Here is a 17,263-nt window from a genome sequence, read left to right as displayed (position 1 = left end):
GCGGGGGAGGGAGGTCAGCCCTCGTCCGGCAGGATCTCCGTGGCCTTGTAGCCCTGGGCATAGAGCACGGCGCGCAAGTCGCCATGTTCCACCCGGGCCCGCGCCGCCGCCGCGACCACCGGCTTGGCGTGGTAGGCCACGCCGAGCCCCGCCGCGCCGATCATCGCGAGGTCGTTGGCACCGTCGCCCACCGCCAGCGTCTCGGCCATGGAGAGGCCGTTCTCGCTGGCGAGGCGGGTGAGGATGGTGAGCTTCGCATCCCGGTCGAACACCGGTTCCTCGACCCTGCCGAGCAGGTGCCGGCCGTCATCGAGCAGGATATTGGCGTGATGCGTGGTGAAGCCGCAGAGCGTCGCGACGCGGGCGGTGAACCAGGTGAAGCCGCCGGAGGCCAGCGCGCAGTGCGCCCCGTTCGCCACCATGGTCCGGACCAGGGCGCGCGCCCCCGGCATGAGATGCGTCTTGGCCCAGGTGGCCTCCAGCGCCTCGACCGGCAGCCCCTGCAGCAGCGCCACGCGCTCCCGCAGGGAGGTGGCGAAGTCGATCTCGCCATTCATGCTGCGCTTCGTAATGGCGGCGACCTTCTCGCCCATGCCCGCATAGGCGGCCAGCTCGTCCAGCGTCTCGCTGGTGACGATGGTGCTGTCCATGTCGGCGACGAGCAGGCGCTTGCGCCGACCTTCCGCCGGCTGGGCGATGGCATCGACCGGGCGCTCCACCAGCGCCGCGCGGGCGGCGGCCGAGGCCTGGTCCGGCGCGATGCCGGAGAAGGGGAGGTCCACCGCCTCCCGCTCCGCCAGCCATTCGGGACGCCCGGTTTCCGCGCCGAGCGCGCGCAGCGTATCGGCCATGGCGGGCAGGAGCGAGGGGGATAGCGCCGCTTCCGCCACGGAAGCGGGGGCTGCGATCAGGGTCAGGACATGCGACATGCTGGCGGGACCATATTTCACCACCTGGGCCCAGGCCATCCCGATGCGGCAACCACCCCTCCTGCTGATCGCCGGCCCGACCGCCAGCGGCAAGTCGGCCCTCGCCCTCGCCATCGCCCGGCAGGTCGGCGGCGCGGTGCTGAATGCGGATAGCATGCAGGTCTATCGCGACCTCCGCATCCTCACCGCCCGCCCGGCGCCGGAGGAGGAGGCCCAGGCGCCCCACCGCCTCTACGGCATCCGCGACGCGGCGGAGGCAGCCAGCGCCGCCTGGTGGCGGGGCGAGGCGGAGCGCGCCATCGCGGAGGTCGCGGCGGCGGGGCTCGTGCCGATCCTCTGCGGCGGGACCGGTCTGTATTTCCAGGCCCTGCTGCGGGGGCTGGCGCCGGTGCCACGGGTGCCGGAAGCGGCCCGCGAGGAGGCGCGCGCCCTCCTGGCGGAACTGGGACCGGAGGCGCTGCACGGGAGGCTGGCCGCGGCTGATCCGGACACCGCCGCGCGCCTCCGCCCGGGCGACAGCCAGCGCATCGCCCGGGCCTGGGAGGTCTGGCGTGGCACCGGGCGCGGGCTGGCGGCGTGGCAGGCCGTGCCCATCCCCGACCCGCCGCCGGAGCGGCCGGTGCTGCCGGTCCTGCTCGACCCGCCGCGCGAGGAGTTGCGGGAGGCCATCCGGCGGCGCTGGTCCACCATGCTGGATCTGGGCGCCATGGAGGAGGTGCGGGCGCTGCTGGCGCGCGGGCTCGACCCGGCCCTGCCGGCCATGCGCGCGCATGGCGTGCCGGAACTCGGCGGCGTGTTGCGCGGGGAGATGTCGATGGAGGAAGCGGGGCGCCGCGCCTGCCTGGCCATCGGCCAGTACACCAAGCGGCAGGCGACCTGGTTCCGCCACCACGATCTCGCGATGCCCGCTGGGCGGGGGGCTGACCCGAGCGTGCCGCATACGATCCGTGCTCGCTTCACCGGTTCAGCGCAATTTTCGGAAAGTCTTCAGACGCAAATAATATCGTTTGTTGATTCTGCCCGTTGACGCAGCACAGCATGCCCCCTAGATGGGCCGCTCCGCGCTGTTCCCTTGCGCGGAGCCAGTTCTAAGGAAACGGAACCTCGCCGATGTCCGCCACCCTTCCCGCCGCCTCCGACGCCGATGTGATGAACGGCGCCGAGATCGTCCTGCGCGCGCTGAAGGATCAGGGCGTCGAGGTCATCTTCGGCTATCCGGGGGGCGCCGTCCTTCCGATCTACGACGCGATCTTCCAGCAGAACGCGATCCGGCACGTGCTGGTGCGGCACGAGCAGGCCGCCGTGCATGCGGCGGAGGGCTATGCCCGTTCCACCGGCAAGGTGGGCTGCGTGCTGGTGACCTCCGGCCCCGGCGCCACCAACGCCGTGACCGGCCTGGTGGACGCGCTGCTGGATTCCATCCCGATTGTCTGCCTGACCGGGCAGGTGCCGACGCATCTGATCGGCAACGACGCCTTCCAGGAGGCCGACACCACCGGCATCACCCGCCCGGCGACCAAGCACAACTACCTGGTCAAGCGGATGGAGGACCTGGCGCCGACGGTGCACGACGCCTTCCACATCGCACGTTCCGGCCGTCCCGGCCCGGTGGTGATCGACCTCCCGAAGGACATCCTGATCGCCAAGGGCCGCTACACCCCGGCCCCGACCGCACCGCACCGCTCCTACCGCCCGCAGACCGAGCCCTCGGTGGAAAGCATCCGCGAGGCCGTGGCGCTGCTGAAGGGCGCCAGGCGGCCGATGGTCTATACCGGCGGCGGCATCATCAATGCCGGCCCTGAGGCCAGCGAGCTGCTGACGCGCTTCGTGCGCGAGACGGGCTTTCCCATCACCAACACGCTGATGGGGCTGGGCAGCTACCCGGCCAGCGACCCGCAGTTCCTGGGCATGCTGGGCATGCATGGGACCTTCGAGGCGAACCTTGCCATGCATGGCTGCGACGTGCTGCTGAACATCGGCGCCCGCTTCGACGACCGTGTGACCGGGCGGCTGAACGCCTTCTGCCCCGGCGCGAAGAAGATCCACGCCGATATCGACCCGTCCAACATCAACAAGAACGTGGCGGTGGACGTGCCCATCGTGGGCGATGCCGCCGCGGTGCTGCGCGCGCTGAGCGAGGCCTGGAAGGCTGATGAGCGCCCGCAGGACCGCGAGGCGCTGGCCGCCTGGTGGCGCCAGATCGACGCCTGGCGCGAGACGAGGTGCCTGCGCTACGAACAGGCGGGCTCGGTCATCAAGCCGCAGCACGCGGTGCGGCGTCTCTACGAGCTGACGCTGGAGACCGGACGCGACACCTTCATCACCACCGAGGTCGGACAGCACCAGATGTGGGCCGCGCAGTATTTCGGCTTCGAGAAGCCGAACCGCTGGATGACCTCGGGTGGGCTCGGCACCATGGGCTACGGCCTGCCGGCGGCCTCGGGCGTGCAGGTCGCGCATCCGGACGCGCTGGTGATCGACATCGCGGGCGAGGCCTCGATCCTGATGAACATCCAGGAGATGGGCACGCTGGCGCAGTACCGCCTGCCGGTGAAGGTCTTCATCCTGAACAACGAGTACATGGGCATGGTGCGGCAGTGGCAGGAGCTGCTCCATGGCGGCCGCTACTCGGAGAGCTATTCCGACGCCCTGCCGGATTTCGTGAAGCTGGCCGAGAGCTTCCACGCCAAGGGGCTGCGCGCCACGAAGGCCGATGAACTGGACGACGTGATCCGCGAGATGATCGCCCATCCCGGCCCGGTGATCGCCGACATCGCCGTGGACCCGAAGGAGAACGTCTTCCCGATGATCCCCTCCGGCGCCGCGCACAACGAGATGATCCTGGGCCCGGGCCAGCAGGGGGGCGTCGCCGGCGTCACCGACGAAGGCAAGGTCCTGGTCTGAGAGGCGCGCCGACATGTCCGACCTGAACAGGGCGCCCTTGCAGCGCACGGCCACCATCGCGGTGCTGGTGGAGAACGAGGCAGGCGTGCTCGCCCGCGTCATCGGCCTCTTCTCCGGCCGCGGCTACAACATCGAGAGCCTGACCGTGGCGCCGGTCGATGACGGCAAGCGCCTGTCGCGCATCACCGTCGTCACCTCCGGCACGGACATGGTGATCGAGCAGATCAAGGCGCAGCTCGACCGCCTCGTCCCCGTCCACCGCGTCGCCGACCTGACGCTGGAGGGGCCGCACCTGACGCGGGAGCTGGCGCTGATCAAGGTCGTCGGCCATGGCGAACACCGGATGGAGGCACTGCGCCTCGCCGATGCCTTCCGCGCCCGCGTGGTGGATGCGACCGTCGGCAGCTTCGTCTTCGAGATGACCGGCGCCGCCGAGAAGATCGACGCCTTCATCGAGCTGATGCGCCCTCTCGGTCTCGCCGAGGTGTCGCGCACCGGCGCGGTTGGCATCGCGCGCGGCACGCGGAGCCTCGCCACCTGAACCGGCGGCCGGGCAAGGCCCTGGCCCGCCCCGAATTTTTGTCCAACCCCTGAGGGAGTGCGCGGATATGCGCGTGTATTACGACCGTGACGCGGATGTGGGCCTGATCAAGAACCGCAAGGTCGCGGTGATCGGCTTCGGCAGCCAGGGCCATGCCCATGCCATGAACATGCGCGATTCCGGCGTGAAGGAGGTCGTGATCGGCCTGCGCCCGGGCGGCTCCGCCCAGAAGGCCGAGGCCGCCGGCTTCAAGGTCATGAGCCCCGCCGAGGCCGCCAAGTGGGCCGATCTGGTGATGGTGCTGACCCCCGACGAGGGCCAGGGCGACCTGTACCGCGACCACCTGCACGAGAACATGCGCGAGGGTGCGGCGCTGGCCTTCGCGCACGGGCTGAACATCCACTTCAACCTGATCGAGCCGCGCGCCGACATCGACGTGTTCATGATCGCGCCGAAGGGCCCCGGCCATACCGTGCGCGGCGAGTACCAGAAGGGCGGCGGCGTGCCCTGCCTCGTGGCCATGCACCAGAACCCCTCGGGCAACGCGCTGGAGATCGCGCTCTCCTATGCCTGTGCCGTCGGCGGCGGCCGCTCGGGCATCATCGAGACGACCTTCAAGGAGGAGTGCGAGACCGACCTGTTCGGCGAGCAGGCCGTGCTCTGCGGCGGCCTGGTCGAGCTGATCCGCGCCGGCTTCGAGACGCTGGTCGAGGCGGGCTATGCCCCCGAGATGGCCTATTTCGAGTGCCTGCACGAGGTGAAGCTGATCGTCGACCTCATCTATGAGGGCGGCATCGCCAACATGAACTACTCCATCTCCAACACCGCGGAGTATGGCGAGTACGTGACCGGCCCGCGCATCATCACGCCGGAGACCAAGGCGGAGATGAAGCGCGTCCTGACCGACATCCAGAGCGGCAAGTTCACCCGTGACTGGATGCTGGAGAACAAGGTCAACCAGGCCTCCTTCAAGGCCACCCGCCGCCGCAACAACGAGCACCAGATCGAGGCGGTGGGCGAGAAGCTGCGCGCCATGATGCCCTGGATCACCAAGGGCAAGCTGGTCGACAAGGCCAAGAACTGAGCCCGACGCAGAAAGGGCCCCGGGAGCGATCCCGGGGCCCTTTCCCTTTGCGGAGGCCGTCAGAGGGCGATGGTCAGCTCCCCCAGCCGGTCGGTGAGCTTCATGTTCTCTGAATAGTCCACCGGGCAGGTGATGACGGAGACTCCATCCTCCGCCAGCGCCTTCCGCAGCGTGGGCAGCAGCTCCGCCGCCGCGCCGATGCGGTAGCCCTTCGCGCCGAAGCTCTCCGCATATTTCACGAAATCCGGGTTGTTGAAGTCCACGTCCCGGTGGTGGCCGAGTTCCATGTCCATCTTCCACTTGATGAGGCCGTAGGAACCGTCTTCCCAGATCAGCACCTTCAGCGGGATCTTCTCCCGCAGCGCCGTCTCGATCTCCTGCGAGTTCATCATGAAGGAACCGTCGCCCATCGCCGCCAGGACCTTCCTGCCCGGCCTGGCCAGCGCCGCCGCCAGGGCGCCGGGCAGCGTCCAGGCCATGGTGGAGAGCCCGTTCGAGATCAGGCAGGTCAGTGGCTCGTAGGTGGGGTAGAGCCGGGCCATCCACATCTTGATGGCGCCCGTGTCGGCCAGGACGATGTCCTCGTCGTCCAGTGCCTTCCGCATGTCGCCGATCACCCGCTGCGGCTTCAGCGGGAAGCTGTCATCCGCCTCATGCGCGCTCAGCTCCCCGTCCCGCAGGGCGCGGATCTTCGGCGCGGGATGGCTGGCCGGCACCGCCCCGCCGCGGAAGGCCTCCGACAGGGCGGCGATGGCACGCGGGATGTCCGCCTCGATGCTGACCGCGACGGGATAGGCGGCATCCGTCTCCGCGGCGAAGCGGTGGACATGCAGGATGGTCTTGTCATGCTTCGGGTTGATCCGCACCGGCGCGAATTCCTGCAGTTCGTAGCCGATGGAGAGGATCAGGTCCGCTTCGTCGAAGGCGAAGTTCTCGTAGTCGTGCCGCATGAAGCCGATGACGCCGAGCGCGTTGGGATGCCGGTCGGAGATCACCCCCTTGGCCATGAAGGTCGTGGCCACGGGCATGTTGAGCTGTTCCGCCAGCCGCGTCAGCGCCGCCGAGGCACCGGCCCGTGCCACGCCATGGCCCGCCAGCATCACCGGGCGCTTCGCCGCGCGGATCAGCGCTGCGGCCTTCGCCACCTTGTCCTCGTCCGGCCCGGCGGCGTGGTAGGGGCGGGCGGTGAGCGGCTTCGCCTCCGCCGGCACCGTGGCCGCCTCCACATCCTCCGGGATGGCGATGTAGGTGGCGCCGGGCCGTTCCTGCTGCGCCAGGTCGAAGGCCTTGCGGACCATCTCCGGCACCGCATCAGGGGTCAGCAGCATGTCGGCCCATTTGGTGACCGGCCTGAACATGGAGACCAGATCCACGATCTGGTGCGACTCCTTGTAGATCCGGTTCAGCCCGACCTGGGCGGAGATGGCGACCAGCGGCGTGCTGTCCGTCTGCGCGTCCGCGACGCCCAGCAGCAGGTTGATCGCGCCGGGGCCGAGCGTCGCGGTGCAGACGCCCGCCTTGCCGGTGAGGCGGCCGTAGATGTCGGCCATGAAGGAGGCTGCCTGCTCGTGCCGCACGAGGATGAAGCGGATCTTCGATCCGGCCGTGGCATCGACCAGGCGGATGTTCTCCTCGCCTGGGATGCCGAACAGGTACTCGACTCCCTCGGCTTCGAGGCAGGAGATCGCCAGTTCGGCGACCGTGCGTGTTTCAGTGCTCATTGCGCCATGACTCCTTGTGGAAAAAGGGAAGGCGGCGGCGCGCTCAGCGCGTGAGCCAGATGAACGCGCCCATGGTCAGCACCGAGAGCAAGGTGCTGAAGAAGAGGGTGGAGGCCATTTCCTGTTCGGCCACCTGGTACTGCACGGCCAGGATCACGATGATCGACGCGGCCGGGATGGCCATGGTGACCACGGATTCGCGCAGCGTGTCCGGCGGCAGTCCGACCAGCATGGCATAGCCGAGCACGGCGGCGGGCATGACGATGTTGCGCAGCAGCACCAGCAGCCCGACCGGCGCGCTGAGGGAGACGCTGCGGGACCAGAGCACGATGCCCGAGGCGAAGAGCGCGACGCCGCCGGTGGAGCGGCCCAGGAGCTGAAGGGAATCCCGCAGCGAGGCGGGGAAGGGGAAGTCCAGCAGCACGATCACCAGGGCGAGCAGCGGCGCCCAGACCACGGGCTCGCGCAGCGCATGGGTGACGTGGCTCATGACCGAGGCCGGCTGGCCCTGGGTGGCGGCGTTGCGCGAGGCCGTGCTGGCCGAGAGCAGCATGAGGGTTGCGGGCACCTGGATCAGGTTCATCACCAGGCCGGCCACGGCGATGGGAATGGCGCTGACCGCCCCGAAGAGTTGCCCCAGCACCGGCACGCCAACAAACGGAACGGCGGGGCCGGCGATGGCCAGGGCGCGCAAAGCCGCCGTGCCGATCTCCTGTCGCAACAGGTAACGCATGACAAGGAAGGCGACGAGATAGCCGCCCGCCATGCCGAGGAGGATCGCGAGCGCGAGCGGCCCCTGGGCGAGGATCTGGTCGCGCGGCGTGCCGACCATGCCGGCGAAGAGGCTCAGTGGCAGGGCGTAGAGCATCACCATGCGGTTGAGGACGGAGGCCTGCTTCGCGTCGAAGTCATGGTGCCAGCCGGCGGCGAAGCCCAGCATCAGCGTGATGACGATGGGCAGCAGCGCGGCGACGATGGTGTCGAGCATGGTCGGAACTCCTGGTTCCGGGCCGGTCGGTGCCGGGCGTCAGGCGCCCCGCTCGGCTGGTCCTTGGAAGACGCGTGCAGGGAACGCCATTTCGGCCGCTCCTGACACCCCGGACCCATGCAAGCTCGCGCGACCTGTCTGTATGATGTCAGTGTACAGGCGGCAGGCGACATGCGCGCTCTTCCGCCGCCCGCCGTTCAGCCACGGCGCGGTTTCCGGAAGAGTGGAGCGTCCGTTGCCGTGCCGCGGCAACCTGTCCTAGCGGCACTCCAGGATGCGGAGGTCGTAGACCGGGTGTTCCAGCATGTTCACGGCCGGGGCATTCGCCAGCATCCAGCCCCGGAAGGCCGGTGGCGCATCCTTGGGGGCCAGCGTATCCCGCACCTCGATGAAGGCCGCCGCGTCCGGCACCTCGTCGGGCGGGTGGTAGTCGCAGGCGAGGACCGTGATGCTGAGCGTGCCGAACTTCGTCGGCCTGTTCACCGCCGCGTCCAGCACGGTGACCTGGGCGGTCACCTTGTCGAGCGCCTGGAGCTTCGCGGTCTTGCCGGGGATCCAGTTGGCGGATTCCTGCGCCCGCGCATCCCCCCGGCTGAAGGGCAGGGGGGCGGCTGGCAGCAGCATGCCGGCGAGAAGCAGCGTGGGAAGGAGGGCAACCCGCATCGGCGCGCTCATGCCCCCGGGCGGCGGGGCGAGGGCAGGGCATCCACCACCCCGTGCAGCAGCCGGCGCATTGCCACCTCGTCCACCCCCATCAGCACCGCATCCTCGAAGGCATCCCGGAGGACCTGGACGAGTTCCTCATGGTTCTCGCCCAGCACCTTCAGCTTGTCACGGCAGGACAGCGGCTGGCCGTCCTGGCCGGGCCAGAGCTCCGGCGGCTGCAGCCCCCCGCTCACGGGTGCCGGGCTCCTGACGGGGCGTTCCCGGCGGGGGCGGGGGCTTCCTCCTCGGGCTTGGCGGAATTCATCTGGGTCACCGAGAAGATGAACTTGCCCAGCAACGCCTCCAGGCTGACGGAGGACTGGGTGATGGTGATCTCCGACCCGTCCCGCAGGTCCTTGTCGCTGCCACCCGGGACCAGCGCGATGTACTTGCCCCCCAGCAGGCTTTCCGAGGTGATCTCGGCGGAGGTGTCGTCGGGCAGCTTCAGCCCTGGGTCCACCTGCATCGTCACCACCGCCAGAAAGGTCTGCGGATCGATGCGCTCCTGCGTCACGCTGCCCACCCGCACGCCGGCGATGCGGACATCGGAGCCGGGGGCGAGACCGTCGATCCGGTCGAAGCGCGCGTTCAGCGTCATTCCGGTACCGGTGGTGGAGCGGCCGGAATTCGTGGCGGCATAGGCGAGAAACACCACGGCGACGACCAGCACGATGGCGCCGGCCGCGAGCTCGGCGAGGCTGCGTCCCTTCAAATCACGATCCTTATCCGACGGGGCGGAACGAATGCCCGGAAATCCCGGAGGGCCATGGCCCGGCCATCCGGCACGCCATCACGCGCCGGGGGTCCAGGCCTCGTAGTCGCCCGCGGTCTTCGGACGCTCCCCGCCCCGGTAGTCATGGCCGGGCGGCCGATAGGCGAGCGCGGTGCCGGTCATGTTCGGCTGGTGGTCGAGCTGCCAGGGATAGCGGCGGTTCTCGTCCAGCAGCGGCGTGGCATGGTGCAGCCAGCCGTGCCATTCCGGCGGCACGTTGGTGGCTTCCGGCTTGCCCGCGTAGACCACCCAGCGGCGGGTGTGGTTGAAGCCGGGCACAACCTTGCGGCTCTCGAAATACAGGTTCCCGTGGCGGTCGGTGCCGACCTTCCGGCCCTTGAAGCCGGAGCACAGGCGCATGAGCATGGACATGGGCTTTGGGGCCTCCTGGCACCGCCATATGGCACGCGCGCGCCGCGCGTGAAAGGTCACGCTTTTCCTACCGTATCTGGTGGCGGTTGACTCCGGACGTCACCACATGTTGCTTCACCAGCGTGAATTTCCTTTCGGGGGCAGGACAGTCATGCAGAGGCTCGCAGGCACCGTGTGGTCCGACGTGACGCTGCGCCGCACCCGCGGCCAGGCGGATCCGGACGCACCGCCCCGTGCCGTGGCCCTGCCCGCGGCCTGGGAGGACGGCGCCGCTGACGCCCTGGCCGCCCTGATGCCTGGGGCGGGTCCTGGCACCCGCCCGCTCTCCCTGGTTTCCCTGGCGGAAGCCTGGATCCGCCGCGCCGCCGCCGGTGCTGCCGCGCTCGGCCTGCCGGAAGCCGGCTCGCTGGCCGAGGCGCTGCGGGCGCTGTTGCTGGCGCGGCGCGGCGCCCCCGGGGCCTCCGTCTGGCGCGACTCGACCGGCGACGAGCCGCGCTTCGTGCTGAACCTGCCCGCTTTCCTGGAGGCTCCGGCCGGTTTCGACTCGGCCGGCTATGCACGGGCGGTCCGCCTCGCCGTGCTGGCGCTGGAAGGGCTTTCCGCCGGGCGCGCCCGCCGGCTGCGGGTCGGCTTCGCCGATCTCGCGGGGCTGCTGGCCGGGCTGGGACTCGATTACGAGAGCCGCGAGGCGCGCGAGGTGGCCCAGGCCATCGCCGCCCTGACCCGTGGCGCCGCCGAGGCGGCCAGCGGCGAGTGCGCCGCCATGCTGGGGGAACGTGCGCCGGTGACGCTCTTCGCGCCGCCGCCGCCCGCCGCCTGCGCGGTGCCGGGACTGGCGGAAGCCGCGCGCGAGGCGCTGGACGCCGCCGCCGCCGCGCCCGGGCTGCGGCATGAATCGCTCTTCGCCCTTTCTCCCGCCGATGCGGTGGAGGCGCTGCTCGGCGCCGAGTCGGCCGGTCTCGCTCCGGCGGCCGGGCCCAGCCGCCTGACTGCCACCGGCGGGGAGGAGCCCACCGCCGCCGCCCGCCGCGCCGGGGCGCGGGCCGGGGCCCTGCTGGCGCCGCGCGGCCCGGAGGCGAGGGCGGCGATGCAGGCCGCTGTGGAGCCTTTCCTTCACGCCGGGGCGCCGGCGCCGGTTGCCGCCTCGGAACGGCCCCGTCCGGTGCCGATGCCCGCCCCGACCCGCGCGGCGGCGCGCGGGCAGGTCTGGAAGGTCTCCATCGCCGGGCACAGGGTCACGCTGCGCACCGCCGAGCACCCGGACGGCACGCTGTCCGAGGTCTCGCTGACGCTGGCCAAGGACAGCGCCGCCTTCCGGGGCGTGCTGGACGCGCTGTGCCAGTCCGTGTCGCTGGGCCTGGCCCGGGGTGTGCCGCTGGCGGAGTTCGTGCAGGCCCATGCCTATACGCGCTTCGGCCCGGCCGGGGTGGTGGAGGGCGACTCGCGGATCGCCCGGGCCACCTCGATCCTGGACTGGGGCTTCCGGCGGCTGGCGCTGGAGTACCTGGAGGGGCCGGCCCTGGCGGACCCGACCGAGGAGGAATGCGGCGCCGAGCTGGGTGTGGCGGCGGGCGAGCAGCCGCTGCTGCCGCTGGAGGCCCCCGCCGGCCCGAAGGCGCGGCGGCGCAGCCTGCGCCTGGTGGGCTGAGGGCCGGCGAAGGCGGTTTCACGGGCGGCACGGCGCGGTCTATGACGGCCCCGGTTCTTCCGAGGAGCATGTGCATGACCGGTCCGATCGACGCCCGCCTGAGCGAGCTCGGCCTCACCCTGCCCGAACCCGCCACGCCCATCGCCAACTACGTGCCTGCGGTGATCGCCGGGTCGCTGCTGGTGATCTCCGGCCAAATCCCCATGCAGGCGGGCAGGATCGCCGTCACCGGCAAGCTGGGCCAGGGCGTCGGCCCCGAGGCGGGGCGGGAAGCGGCGCGGACCTGCTTCCTCAACGTGCTGGCCCAGGCCCGGGCGGCGCTGGGTGGCGATCTCGGTCGGGTGAAGCGCGTGGTGCGGCTGGGCGGCTTCATCGCCTGCACGCCGGACTTCACCCAGCACGCGGTGGTGATGAACGGCGCCTCCGACCTCGCGGTGGAGGTCTTCGGTGAGGCCGGCCGCCATGCACGCTCGACCATCGGCGTGCCCTCGCTGCCTGGCGACGCGGCGGTCGAGGTCGAGGCGATGTTCGAGATCGCCTGACCCGGCGACGCCCCCAGGGAGAACCCTTCCCGCCGCATCGCAGCAGCGGGAGCTTGCGCTGGCCCGGGGAGGGCGCACATTGGGTCCATGCCCGAGTGCGCGCCCGAGCTGACGTTGACCCTGCATCCGCGCATCGCGGAGATTTCCGCCGCCGAATGGGATGCCTGCGCGGGGGAGGGGAACCCCTTCGTCTCACACGCCTTCCTCTCGGCGCTGGAGGACAGCGGCTCGGCCGGCGGCAGGACGGGCTGGCTGCCGCAGCACGCGGCGCTGCGCGATGCGGGCGGCACGCTGCTCGCGGTGGCGCCCGCCTATGCCAAGAGCCATTCCTACGGCGAGTACGTCTTCGACTGGGGCTGGGCACGCGGCTTCGAGCAGGCGGGCGGGCGCTACTACCCCAAGCTCCAGGTCTCGGTGCCCTTCTCCCCCGTGCCGGGGCCGCGCCTTCTGACCCGCCCGGGCGGTGGCGTGCCGGTGGCGGCGCTGGCCCAGGGGCTGCGGCAGGCGGTGGCCGATCTGGGGCTTTCCTCCTGCCATGTCACCTTCTGCACCGGCGCAGAATGGGAGGCGCTGGGCGAGGTCGGGTGGCTGCAACGCCTCGGCACGCAGTTCCACTGGGCCAACCCGGGCTATGGCAGCTTCGACGACTTCCTGGGCGCCCTGTCCTCGCGCAAGCGCAAGACGCTGCGGCGGGAAAGGCGGGACGCGCAGGCGGCCGGGCTCCGCTTCCGCGCCCTGCGGGGGAGCGAAATCACGCCGGAGCACTGGCGGGTCTTCCACCAGTGCTACCGACACACCGTGGACCGCAAATGGGGCGACGCCTATCTGAAGCCGCGCTTCTGGCCGCTGCTGTCCGAACGGCTGGGCGACCGCGTGGTGCTGATGGTGGCGGAGCGCGATGGCGAGCCGGTGGCGGGGGCGCTGAACCTGATCGGGGAGGACGCGCTCTACGGGCGCAACTGGGGCTCGCTGGTCGAGGCGCCCTTCCTGCATTTCGAGCTCTGCTACTACCAGGCCATGGACTTCGCCATCGCGCACGGCATTCCGCGCGTGGAGGCCGGGGCGCAGGGCGAGCACAAGATCCAGCGCGGCTACCTGCCGGTGCCGACCTATTCCGCGCACTGGATCGAACATGCCGGTCTGCGCCGTGCCGTGGCGGGCTTCCTGAATCAGGAGCGTCCGGCCATGCTGGCGGAGATGGAGGCGCTGGCCCTGGCCTCGCCCTTCCGCCGGGATGGACAAGAGGACTGACGCCGCCGCCGATGCCCGCTTCACCAGTACCGCGGGGCGCACACCCGGCGCCGCGATGCTGACCGCCTATGCGCAGCTCGCGGGGTCGATGGTCCTCACGGGGGTCAATGTCGGCGTCGCCAAGACCCTGGCCGGCGCGCTGCCCATCGCCATGATCCTCGGCCTGCGCTGCCTGCTGGCCGTCGCGGTGCTGCTGCCGCTGTCGCTCTGGCGGGACGGGCCGCGCCTGCCGCCGCGCGGGGCCCTGCTGAACCTGTTCTGGCAGGCCCTGCTGGGTACGGTGCTCTACAACGCCGCGCTGCTGCTCGGCCTGCGCCTGACCACGGCGCTGGAGGGCGGGCTGATGCTGGCGGCCATTCCGGCGGTGGTGGCACTGGGCGCGGCGCTGCTGCTGCGGGAACGGCTGACGCCGCGCGGCTGGGCGGCGGCCCTGCTGGCGGCGGGCGGGATCGGCGCCGTCACCCTGGCCCGAGGCGGCGGGGACGGGCAGGGCGGCGGCAGCCTCGCGGGCAATGCGCTGGTGCTGCTGGCCGTCTGTGGCGAGGCCGCCTATGCGCTGCTGTCCAAGCGACTCGCCGGGCGCATGCCGCTGCTGGCCGCCGGCCTGTGGATGCAGATCTTCTCCGCCCTGTTGCTCCTGCCCGCCTGGCTGCCCCTGGCCATCCCCTGGCCGGGTGCGGCGGGCGTCCTGGCTGATCCGCTCCTGGCGGGGCTGCTGATCTTCCACGGGCTGACGGCCAGCGTGTTCAGCCTGCTGCTCTGGTATTCCGGTCTGCGCCGCGCCCCGGCGGGCCTGGCGGGCGTCTTCATGGCCTTCCTGCCCGCCTCGGCGGCGGTGACGGCGGTGCTGTTCCTGGGGGAACCGATGACCACGGCGCATCTCGCCGGCTTCGCGCTGATGCTGGCCAGCCTGCTGCTGGCGACCTGGCCGGCACGGCGCGGATGAGGGCCTGGTTCGCCTGTACCGGCGCGGAACTGCTGCGCACCGAAGCCGCCGATGTGGCCGCCCGCCTCGCGGCGGCGCAGACCCGGCGGGGCTTCGACGCCACCTATGCCCAGCTCGCCGCCTGGGAGGCCTCGGCGTCGCTGCTGCGCGAGGCTGTGGTGCGGGCGGGCGGGGAGGGCTGGACCCTGGCCTTCGAATACGAGCTGCTGCGCCTGGAGAAGCGCATCGACGCGGTGCTGCTGACCGACCGCGCGATTCTGGTGCTGGAGTTCAAGGGCGAGGGCTTCTCCCCCGCCGATCTGCGGCAGGTGGAGGACTACGCGCTGGACCTGCGCGACTTCCATGCCGGCAGCCGGGCGCATCCGATCGTGCCCGTGCTGGTGCCGCTGCTGGCGCCGGACCAGGGAGCGCAGCAGCTCAGCCTGCTCTGGCACGCGGTGGTGCCGCCGCTCCGCGCCAATGCGCGGGGCCTGCCCGCCCTGCTGTCCGCCGTGCAGGCTTCCGTCCCGGCCCCGGCCACGCCGCTGGACGGGGCGGCCTGGCTCGCCGCCCCCTATCGCCCGGTGCCGAGCATCGTGGAGGCCGCCACCATGCTCTATGCCCGGCATGGGGTGGCGGAGATCGCGGCGGCCCGTTCGGACGCCGCCAACCTGACCCGCACCACGGAGGCCATTGCGCGGGCGCTGGACGAGGCCCGGCGTGACGCGGCGCGGGTGGTGGTCTTCGTCACCGGCATTCCCGGCGCGGGCAAGACGCTGTGCGGGCTGAACGCAGTCTTCGGTACGGCGCGGCTGGACGGCGCGGCCTTCCTGACCGGCAACGTGCCGCTGGTCGGCGTGCTGCGCGCCGCGCTGGCCCAGGATGCGGTGGCGCGCGGCGCCTGTGGGCGGGATGAGGCGGAGCGGCGGGTGAAGGCGGCGCTGCAGAACGTCCATGCCTTCCTGGCCGAACATGCCGGCGACCCGCGGCACGGACCACCGCCGGAACGGCTGATCGTCTTCGACGAGGCGCAGCGAGCCTGGGACGCGAAACAGGCGAGCCGCGACACGCAGCGGCGCAAGGCCGTGCTGACCCTGAGCGAACCCGCCCACACGCTGGAGATCATGGCGCGCACCGAGGGCTGGTCGGCGATCGTCGCGCTGGTCGGCCAGGGGCAGGAGATCAACACGGGCGAGGCCGGGCTGGCGGAGTGGGGCCGCTGCATCGCTGCCGACGGGCGCTGGCGCGCGGTGGCCGCGCCGCATGTGCTGGAGGCCTCCGATCCGGTGCAGCGCCTCGCCCCCGGGCCGGCGTCCTGGCTGCGGCTCGATCCCGCGCTCGACCTGACGGTGCCGATCCGTGGCATCCGCAGCGCCGCCGTCGCGCCCTGGGTGGAGGCCCTGCTGGACGGGCGCGTCGCCGAGGCCGCGCGCATCGCGGCGGAGGCCGAGGGCGGGCTGCCGGTCTTTCTCACCCGCGACCTGGGCACCCTGCGTCGGACCCTGCGTGCCTTCGCGCGGGGCGAGCGGCGGGCCGGCATCCTGCGCAGTTCCGGCGCGCGCCGGCTGCGCGGCGACGGCTTCGGCGAGGAAGTTCCGGCCCCGGCGGTGGCGGACTGGTTCCTCCGCCGCTGGCCGGATGTGCGCGCCTCCGACGCGCTGGAGACCGGCGCGACGGAATATGCCTGCCAGGGGCTGGAGCTGGATGTGGCGGGACTGGCCTGGGGTGGCGACTTCCTGCCCGCCGGTGCATCGGGGTGGCAGGCACGCCGCTTCGTCGGCAGCGCCTGGCAGGTGGTGCGTCAGGCGCAGGAGCGCGACTTCATCCGCAACACCTATCGCGTGCTGCTGACACGGGCGCGCTACGAGACGGTGCTCTGGGTGCCGCGCGGCGATGCCGCGGACCGGACGCGCGACCCGGCGGCGCTGGACCTGCTGGCGGCGCGGCTGCTCCGCTGCGGCGCGCGGAGCCTGGACGAGGCCTCGATGGAGCCGCCGGAACAGGAGATGGAAGATGCGCCTTCTCTTCTCTAGCCTCGTCCTCCTCTTCCTCCTCTTCGCGGCGCCGGCCCGGGCCGGGGAGATCAAGCTGGCGACATGGAACCTGAACTGGCTCACCACGCGTGCGCCGGGCGATCCCCTGCTGCCACCGGAACTGCCCGGCCGTGGCGCGGAGGACTTCGCGCGCCTCCGCCTCTATGCCCAGCGGCTGGCGGCGGATGTGCTGGCGCTGGAGGAGGTGGATGGGCCGGAGGCGGCGGCGCGGCTGCTGGACCCGGCGGAATGGCGGTTCTTCTTCGCCAACGAACATGACGTGCAGCGGATCGGCATCGCCGTGCGCCGCCGCCTGCGGGCGCGGCAGAATCCCGATCTCGCCGCGCTGGACCGTGCGCCGGAGGCACGCTTCAGCCTGCGCCGGGGCGTGGACGTGACGATCGAGGAGCCGGGAGGTGCCCCGTTGCGTCTGCTGGCACTGCACCTCAAGGCCGGCTGCCGTCAGGGGGCCTTCCTGGAAGGCGACCGGGAATGCGCGATCCTGGGTGAGCAGGCAGGCATTGTCGCGGACTGGATCACGGCGCGGCAAGGGGAGGGCGGCGGCTTCGCCGTGCTGGGCGACTTCAACCGGCGCTTCCAGGGGCCGCGCGACGCCTTCCTGCGCCGGATCGCGAAGCGCGGCACGCTGCTCCGCGCCACGGAGGGGCGTTCCGATCCCTGCTGGGGCGGGCGGGATTTCATCGACCACATCCTGCTCGGCGGCGCGGCCCGGGACTGGCTGGTGCCGGACAGCCTGCGCGTGCTGGTCTATGCGGAGCGCGAGCCGGGCCGGAAGGACAGCCTGTCGGATCACTGCCCCGTCTCGGTCCGCCTGAACCTGCCGTGAA

The 17,263-nt window shown here is 71.5% G+C and carries 17 protein-coding genes; 10 read left to right on the top strand and 7 right to left on the bottom strand.

What is annotated here, in order from left to right; genetic code table 11:
• Positions 1-14 precede the first annotated feature (14 nt).
• Entirely contained in the window at positions 15-929 is a 915-nt protein-coding gene (serB, locus tag CTJ15_RS12045) for a phosphoserine phosphatase SerB (protein WP_193009671.1), read from the bottom strand.
• Here serB and miaA point away from each other — a divergent pair.
• The 4 genes from miaA (at position 928) to ilvC (ending at position 5,458) form a co-directional block, all read left to right on the top strand.
• Positions 928-1,956, top strand: a complete 1,029-nt coding sequence (gene miaA, locus CTJ15_RS12040; protein WP_079253249.1) for a tRNA (adenosine(37)-N6)-dimethylallyltransferase MiaA — start codon at positions 928-930, stop codon at positions 1,954-1,956. The genes serB and miaA overlap by 2 nt on opposite strands.
• A gap of 83 nt (positions 1,957-2,039) precedes the next feature.
• Positions 2,040-3,833 carry an acetolactate synthase 3 large subunit gene (locus CTJ15_RS12035; protein WP_075822661.1) on the top strand — a complete coding sequence of 598 codons (1,794 nt, stop codon included), beginning with the start codon at positions 2,040-2,042 and terminating at the stop codon, positions 3,831-3,833.
• Between the two features lie 13 nt (positions 3,834-3,846).
• Complete coding sequence (ilvN, locus tag CTJ15_RS12030; protein WP_075822660.1) at positions 3,847-4,374, top strand: acetolactate synthase small subunit; 528 nt, start codon at positions 3,847-3,849, stop codon at positions 4,372-4,374.
• A gap of 67 nt (positions 4,375-4,441) precedes the next feature.
• Entirely contained in the window at positions 4,442-5,458 is a 1,017-nt protein-coding gene (gene ilvC, locus CTJ15_RS12025) for a ketol-acid reductoisomerase (RefSeq protein WP_075822659.1), read from the top strand.
• A 59-nt stretch (positions 5,459-5,517) separates the two neighbouring features.
• On the opposite strand, the gene CTJ15_RS12020 is transcribed toward ilvC, so the two are convergent.
• The 6 genes from CTJ15_RS12020 to CTJ15_RS11995 form a co-directional block, all read right to left on the bottom strand.
• Positions 5,518-7,179 carry an acetolactate synthase large subunit gene (locus tag CTJ15_RS12020; RefSeq protein ID WP_019459699.1) on the bottom strand — a complete coding sequence of 554 codons (1,662 nt, stop codon included), beginning with the start codon at positions 7,177-7,179 and terminating at the stop codon, positions 5,518-5,520.
• A gap of 43 nt (positions 7,180-7,222) precedes the next feature.
• Positions 7,223-8,167, bottom strand: coding sequence for an AEC family transporter (locus CTJ15_RS12015; RefSeq protein ID WP_075822658.1), 945 nt, complete (start codon positions 8,165-8,167; stop codon positions 7,223-7,225).
• Between the two features lie 258 nt (positions 8,168-8,425).
• Positions 8,426-8,830 (bottom strand): DUF2155 domain-containing protein, encoded by a 405-nt coding sequence (locus CTJ15_RS12010; protein WP_019459697.1) that lies wholly within the window; start codon positions 8,828-8,830, stop codon positions 8,426-8,428.
• 8 nt (positions 8,831-8,838) lie between these two features.
• Positions 8,839-9,066: a hypothetical protein gene (locus tag CTJ15_RS12005; protein ID WP_019459696.1), complete on the bottom strand. Its 228-nt coding sequence runs from the start codon at positions 9,064-9,066 to the stop codon at positions 8,839-8,841.
• Positions 9,063-9,584, bottom strand: a complete 522-nt coding sequence (gene mlaD / locus CTJ15_RS12000; RefSeq protein WP_075822657.1) for an outer membrane lipid asymmetry maintenance protein MlaD — start codon at positions 9,582-9,584, stop codon at positions 9,063-9,065. Before mlaD ends, CTJ15_RS12005 begins: the two co-directional genes overlap by 4 nt.
• A gap of 78 nt (positions 9,585-9,662) precedes the next feature.
• The gene (locus tag CTJ15_RS11995; RefSeq protein WP_019459694.1) at positions 9,663-10,016 is read right to left on the bottom strand and encodes an NADH:ubiquinone oxidoreductase subunit NDUFA12; all 354 of its coding nucleotides are present in this window, start codon (positions 10,014-10,016) and stop codon (positions 9,663-9,665) included.
• A 151-nt stretch (positions 10,017-10,167) separates the two neighbouring features.
• Between CTJ15_RS11995 and CTJ15_RS11990 the strand changes: the two genes are divergently transcribed.
• The 6 genes from CTJ15_RS11990 (at position 10,168) to CTJ15_RS11965 (ending at position 17,262) form a co-directional block, all read left to right on the top strand.
• A complete protein-coding gene (locus CTJ15_RS11990; protein ID WP_076970007.1) occupies positions 10,168-11,664 on the top strand; it encodes a hypothetical protein in 1,497 nt (498 codons plus the stop codon).
• 74 nt (positions 11,665-11,738) lie between these two features.
• The gene (locus CTJ15_RS11985) at positions 11,739-12,206 is read left to right on the top strand and encodes a RidA family protein (RefSeq protein ID WP_058390175.1); all 468 of its coding nucleotides are present in this window, start codon (positions 11,739-11,741) and stop codon (positions 12,204-12,206) included.
• 87 nt (positions 12,207-12,293) lie between these two features.
• Positions 12,294-13,457, top strand: a complete 1,164-nt coding sequence (locus CTJ15_RS11980; protein ID WP_019463119.1) for a GNAT family N-acetyltransferase — start codon at positions 12,294-12,296, stop codon at positions 13,455-13,457.
• Positions 13,441-14,403, top strand: a complete 963-nt coding sequence (locus CTJ15_RS11975) for a DMT family transporter (protein ID WP_058390176.1) — start codon at positions 13,441-13,443, stop codon at positions 14,401-14,403. The genes CTJ15_RS11980 and CTJ15_RS11975 overlap by 17 nt, the downstream gene beginning before the upstream one ends.
• The gene (locus CTJ15_RS11970; RefSeq protein ID WP_076970008.1) at positions 14,400-16,415 is read left to right on the top strand and encodes a DNA/RNA helicase domain-containing protein; all 2,016 of its coding nucleotides are present in this window, start codon (positions 14,400-14,402) and stop codon (positions 16,413-16,415) included. Before CTJ15_RS11975 ends, CTJ15_RS11970 begins: the two co-directional genes overlap by 4 nt.
• Positions 16,396-17,262: an endonuclease/exonuclease/phosphatase family protein gene (locus tag CTJ15_RS11965; protein ID WP_058389065.1), complete on the top strand. Its 867-nt coding sequence runs from the start codon at positions 16,396-16,398 to the stop codon at positions 17,260-17,262. The genes CTJ15_RS11970 and CTJ15_RS11965 overlap by 20 nt, the downstream gene beginning before the upstream one ends.
• Position 17,263: the final 1 nt, after the last annotated feature.

It is taken from the genome of Roseomonas sp. FDAARGOS_362 (assembly GCF_002754815.1).
In the GTDB taxonomy this organism is placed as follows: domain Bacteria; phylum Pseudomonadota; class Alphaproteobacteria; order Acetobacterales; family Acetobacteraceae; genus Roseomonas; species Roseomonas mucosa.
The sequence above is the reverse complement of the archived record's forward strand: the minus strand, read 5'-3'. Positions and strand labels throughout refer to the sequence as shown.

Coding starts and splice junctions, on each gene's coding strand:
- miaA (WP_079253249.1), top strand. CDS start 928: ATGCTGGCGGGACCATATTTCACCACCTGGGCCCAGGCCATCCCGATG.
- serB (WP_193009671.1), bottom strand. CDS start 929: ATGTCGCATGTCCTGACCCTGATCGCAGCCCCCGCTTCCGTGGCGGAA.
- CTJ15_RS12035 (WP_075822661.1), top strand. CDS start 2,040: ATGTCCGCCACCCTTCCCGCCGCCTCCGACGCCGATGTGATGAACGGC.
- ilvN (WP_075822660.1), top strand. CDS start 3,847: ATGTCCGACCTGAACAGGGCGCCCTTGCAGCGCACGGCCACCATCGCG.
- ilvC (WP_075822659.1), top strand. CDS start 4,442: ATGCGCGTGTATTACGACCGTGACGCGGATGTGGGCCTGATCAAGAAC.
- CTJ15_RS12020 (WP_019459699.1), bottom strand. CDS start 7,179: ATGAGCACTGAAACACGCACGGTCGCCGAACTGGCGATCTCCTGCCTC.
- CTJ15_RS12015 (WP_075822658.1), bottom strand. CDS start 8,167: ATGCTCGACACCATCGTCGCCGCGCTGCTGCCCATCGTCATCACGCTG.
- CTJ15_RS12010 (WP_019459697.1), bottom strand. CDS start 8,830: ATGCGGGTTGCCCTCCTTCCCACGCTGCTTCTCGCCGGCATGCTGCTG.
- CTJ15_RS11995 (WP_019459694.1), bottom strand. CDS start 10,016: ATGTCCATGCTCATGCGCCTGTGCTCCGGCTTCAAGGGCCGGAAGGTC.
- CTJ15_RS11990 (WP_076970007.1), top strand. CDS start 10,168: ATGCAGAGGCTCGCAGGCACCGTGTGGTCCGACGTGACGCTGCGCCGC.
- CTJ15_RS11985 (WP_058390175.1), top strand. CDS start 11,739: ATGACCGGTCCGATCGACGCCCGCCTGAGCGAGCTCGGCCTCACCCTG.
- CTJ15_RS11980 (WP_019463119.1), top strand. CDS start 12,294: ATGCCCGAGTGCGCGCCCGAGCTGACGTTGACCCTGCATCCGCGCATC.
- CTJ15_RS11975 (WP_058390176.1), top strand. CDS start 13,441: ATGGACAAGAGGACTGACGCCGCCGCCGATGCCCGCTTCACCAGTACC.
- CTJ15_RS11970 (WP_076970008.1), top strand. CDS start 14,400: ATGAGGGCCTGGTTCGCCTGTACCGGCGCGGAACTGCTGCGCACCGAA.
- CTJ15_RS11965 (WP_058389065.1), top strand. CDS start 16,396: ATGCGCCTTCTCTTCTCTAGCCTCGTCCTCCTCTTCCTCCTCTTCGCG.